Below are 3,647 nucleotides of genomic sequence, written 5' to 3'. Positions count from 1 at the left end.
CTACTCTCAATAATCTTCCTCCCCAATCATCCCTTGTAAGTAACCCCCACTAATTCTTCACAGTCAGACAATCAATAAATTAACGAGAATATATGACCAGTAGGAATATCTGGTCGAGAGAGAATGAAACAATAATCAAATGGATGATGAATGAAAAATCACGCCTCAGTCACCATCCCCAATAACGAACCATATTAAGAAAGGACGAATTCCGACTTGCGGAACCCTTGGATATACAAAAGAGCCGTCAGATCGCCATGATCGATGCAGGTATTTGCATATTTTCTTAAGCTGCCAGAATTATGGAAGGCTACGCCGAGTCCAGCTGCTTTAATCATTTCGATATCGTTCGCCCCGTCACCGACCGCGAGCGCTTCGGAAGGCTCCAAGCCTTTTTCATAGCAGATACTCGTCAAGGTATTCAGTTTCGCGGATCGCCCGAGAATAGGCTTCTGGATTTCCCCAGTCAGCTTCTCGTCCTTAAACACCAACTTGTTTCCATAATGGTCGTGAAACCCAATGCGTTCGGCGATACGACGTGTGAAAAACGTAAACCCGCCGGAAACGAGAATGCAAAATGCCCCGTAACGACGCATGGTTTGAACAAGCGTGCGTGCTCCCGTTTTCAGAGTGATTCGTTCCTTATAGACGCTATTCAGCAAGTGGTGTTCCATGCCTTTCATCAATTCCAAGCGTTTTCGCATGGCATCGGCAACGCTGATCTCTCCTTGCACTAGTGCTGAGGTGATTTCGCTGATCTGAGGACCAAGGCCGATGGCATCACCCAGTTCATCAATGCATTCTTGGTCAATGATCGTGGAGTCCATGTCGGAAATGAGAAGTTTCTTTCGCCGATCCTTGATGGACGTGCACACCGTGTCGATTGCCGTCTCAGATAAGATATCCCGGGCTTGTTTAGTTATGTCAGTGGTTGAAAGGGGAGATTCAATGAAAATGTCGCAAGCCTCACTTTCAGCCAGCCAGTCTGTTTTGCCTGTTGTCACAAAATGCTGACAGACTCGTGCAATATGAACAGGTTCCAGGGGGAGTGATTTTGCATTACTGATTAGAGTTAGTACACAAGAAGTCATGAAATTATTACCGATTTCGTCTTTGCCATGTTCTTCGAACCGTCTTGCCCACTGCATGTTGACATGTGAGACCGATAAACGTAGAATTAAGTAATGAATAGAGCTTTGACTATACCACAAATCATTCATTGGTCAATACCAAATGAAACTCGCAAATCGTGGGATCGCAAAATCCCGTACCATATGCATTTCCGAGATCATTTTGCATCAATGATTGAAGCGCAGACACTGGCTCCGGGAAGCAAACTTCCACCGGAAAGGACTTTGGCTGAAGAATTTGAAATCAGCAGGGTTACAGTACGTCAGGCACTTATACGGATGGAGGCTGAGGGCTTGATCTTTCGTGAGGAACGACGTGGTTGGTTCGTCTCCCCTCCCCGGATCCGTTATGATCCGACCGCTAACACCAGCTTTACCGAAAGTATTACCAAACAGGGACGAGTTGCTGGCACAACTGTCCTGTCCAAACAACAGGTTGCTGCTTCAAAGTGGATAAGCAACCTTCTGCGCTGTGCTGTCGGCGTCCCCATCTTTATCATCAGTCGCCTGCGGTCGGTAGATGGGCGAGCGGTAATGGTCGAACAAATTCACGTCAAGGCGAAACGTTGTCCTGGTCTTCTAGATTACCCGCTTGATCAATCGATGACTGATTTGATGTTGGAAAAATTCGGAATTATTGAGCATCGGACACAGATCAGTATGCGTCCGACGGCGCTATCGGATCAACCGGCAAAAGCACTTGGAGCATCCGTAGGAACACCTAGTCTTTACCTCTCTCGGACTATTCTCGATCAGTTAAAAGAGGTAGTTGAGTTTGATCAGGAATTCTGGCGTCACGACGCAATCGATATCTGTGTCTCGACGGTAGGAAACCTTGAAGAAGAGACAAACGGATAAGGACAAACAAGGAGGAAACACATAATGCTGAACCAAACACCGATCGTCGTGGTCAAGGATATCTGCAAAACATTCAAAATCCCAAAACACGCGCCTGTACATGCGCTGAAACACGTCACCAACCACGTCGAAAAGAGAGAGGTTCTGGTCGTCATCGGGCCAAGCGGTTCAGGCAAGAGCACGTTTCTGCGGGCGCTTAACGGATTGCAGCCAATCGACAGTGGTTCCATCGTCATCGACGGCGTTAAACTGACCGATCCCAAGACCGACCTCAACCGTTTACGCCAGGGAGTCGGAATGGTCTTCCAACACTTCAACCTGTTCCAGCATAAAACGGCGCTGGAGAACATCACCATGCCGCAAATGGTCGTTCTCAAGCGCTCGCGGGGTAAAGCCGAAGAGAGCGGTCGACGGCTGCTAGAGCGGGTCGGTATCGGCGAAAAGGAGGATAGCTACCCAAGCGAGCTTTCCGGCGGACAGCAACAACGCGTCGCCATCGCCCGCTCGCTGGCCATGACACCCAAGGTCATGCTGTTCGACGAGGTGACATCGGCGCTCGACCCGGAAACTATCAGCGGCGTTCTCGACTTGATGAAGGAATTGGCAGCCGATGGAACAACCATGGTGGTTGTTACCCACGAGATGGGTTTCGCCCGCGAGGCAGCCGACCGAGTTATCTTCATGGACGGTGGAGAGATCATTGAGGAAGGCACTCCAGAGATGGTCTTCGATAATCCGCAACATAAACGGACACAATTGTTTCTAAGCCAGATTATTTAGAGAATATTCATTTTTGGTATTGACCAAGAAATCTATCTAGTATATAATTTCCGAAGATCTGGCAATAATGTCAGACACGCCCTTACTATAGGTGGCTAAGGTGCCACCTACCAAGGGAGCGAATGGTCAGTAAACAATCAAAAGGAGATTGGGATATGAGAGGAATGAAGAAAATCAGCAAACTGTTGGGATTGGTGCTTTGTGCGCTCGGTTTGAGTGTACTTGCCCAATCGGCGTCAGCTGACGTATTGAAAGACATCGTCAAGCGCGGCGAACTGCGCGTCGCCGTTCAGACGCAGGGACCACCAGTGAGCTTTGTCGATAAAAACGGTGAGCGTACCGGGTTCGCCATTGAGGTTGTCAAGATGATGGCTAAGGACATGGGTGTAGAACTCAAACTTCTCGATTACGATTGGAAGGGGCTAATCCCTGCCGTCAATTCGGGAAAGGCAGATTTCCTGGCCGCAGACATGACACCCAATGCCAAGCGAACACTGGTCTTGAGTTTCACCGAGCCATACTTGTATAGCGATGTGGTTCTGTATTCGAAAAAGAAACAGCCGTTCACGAAATGGCAGGATGCCTGCAAGAAAGGGGTCTCCATCGGCGTTGTTCAGGGAAGTAGCAACGTCGGTTTGTTAAAGAAGAAGTGTCCTGATTCGAACATCAAGGAGTTCGCTGGAGGAGGCCCGGCAGTGGCACAGGCAGTTGCAGCCGACCGCGCCGACGCTGGTATCAACGACATCGCATCGGCAGCAGGTTATATGGTCGAATACTCGGATTTCAAGATACTCGACGGGGCACCGAAACGTTGGCCACTGAGTTTTGCCACCCGCCCGGACGAGCATCATTTGTTACGCTGGATGGACAATTATTTCA

Annotated in this window: 4 protein-coding genes; 3 read left to right on the top strand and 1 reads right to left on the bottom strand. The window is 49.1% G+C overall.

The features are described 5' to 3' along the window. Positions 1-194: 194 nt before the first annotated feature. Complete coding sequence (gene serB / locus B2R48_RS16950; protein ID WP_297002849.1) at positions 195-1,220, bottom strand: phosphoserine phosphatase SerB; 1,026 nt, start codon at positions 1,218-1,220, stop codon at positions 195-197. Between the two features lie 81 nt (positions 1,221-1,301). Here serB and B2R48_RS16945 point away from each other — a divergent pair, with 81 nt between their 5' ends. The 3 genes from B2R48_RS16945 to B2R48_RS16935 all read left to right on the top strand — a co-directional run. Further along, entirely contained in the window at positions 1,302-1,988 is a 687-nt protein-coding gene (locus B2R48_RS16945) for a UTRA domain-containing protein (RefSeq protein WP_297002846.1), read from the top strand. A gap of 24 nt (positions 1,989-2,012) precedes the next feature. Further along, on the top strand, positions 2,013-2,768 hold the full coding sequence (locus tag B2R48_RS16940) for an amino acid ABC transporter ATP-binding protein (RefSeq protein ID WP_297002843.1): 756 nt from the start codon (positions 2,013-2,015) through the stop codon (positions 2,766-2,768). Between the two features lie 164 nt (positions 2,769-2,932). Next, positions 2,933-3,647: substrate-binding periplasmic protein (locus tag B2R48_RS16935; protein ID WP_297002838.1), on the top strand; the 715-nt coding region annotated here is incomplete at its 3' end.

It is taken from the genome of Thalassospira sp. UBA848 (assembly GCF_002295455.1).
Lineage (GTDB): Bacteria > Pseudomonadota > Alphaproteobacteria > Rhodospirillales > Thalassospiraceae > Thalassospira.
Note: the sequence above shows the minus strand (reverse complement) of the source record. Positions and strands in the feature narration are given on the sequence as shown.

Coding starts and splice junctions, on each gene's coding strand:
- B2R48_RS16940 (WP_297002843.1), top strand. CDS start 2,013: ATGCTGAACCAAACACCGATCGTCGTGGTCAAGGATATCTGCAAAACA.
- serB (WP_297002849.1), bottom strand. CDS start 1,220: ATGAATGATTTGTGGTATAGTCAAAGCTCTATTCATTACTTAATTCTA.
- B2R48_RS16945 (WP_297002846.1), top strand. CDS start 1,302: ATGATTGAAGCGCAGACACTGGCTCCGGGAAGCAAACTTCCACCGGAA.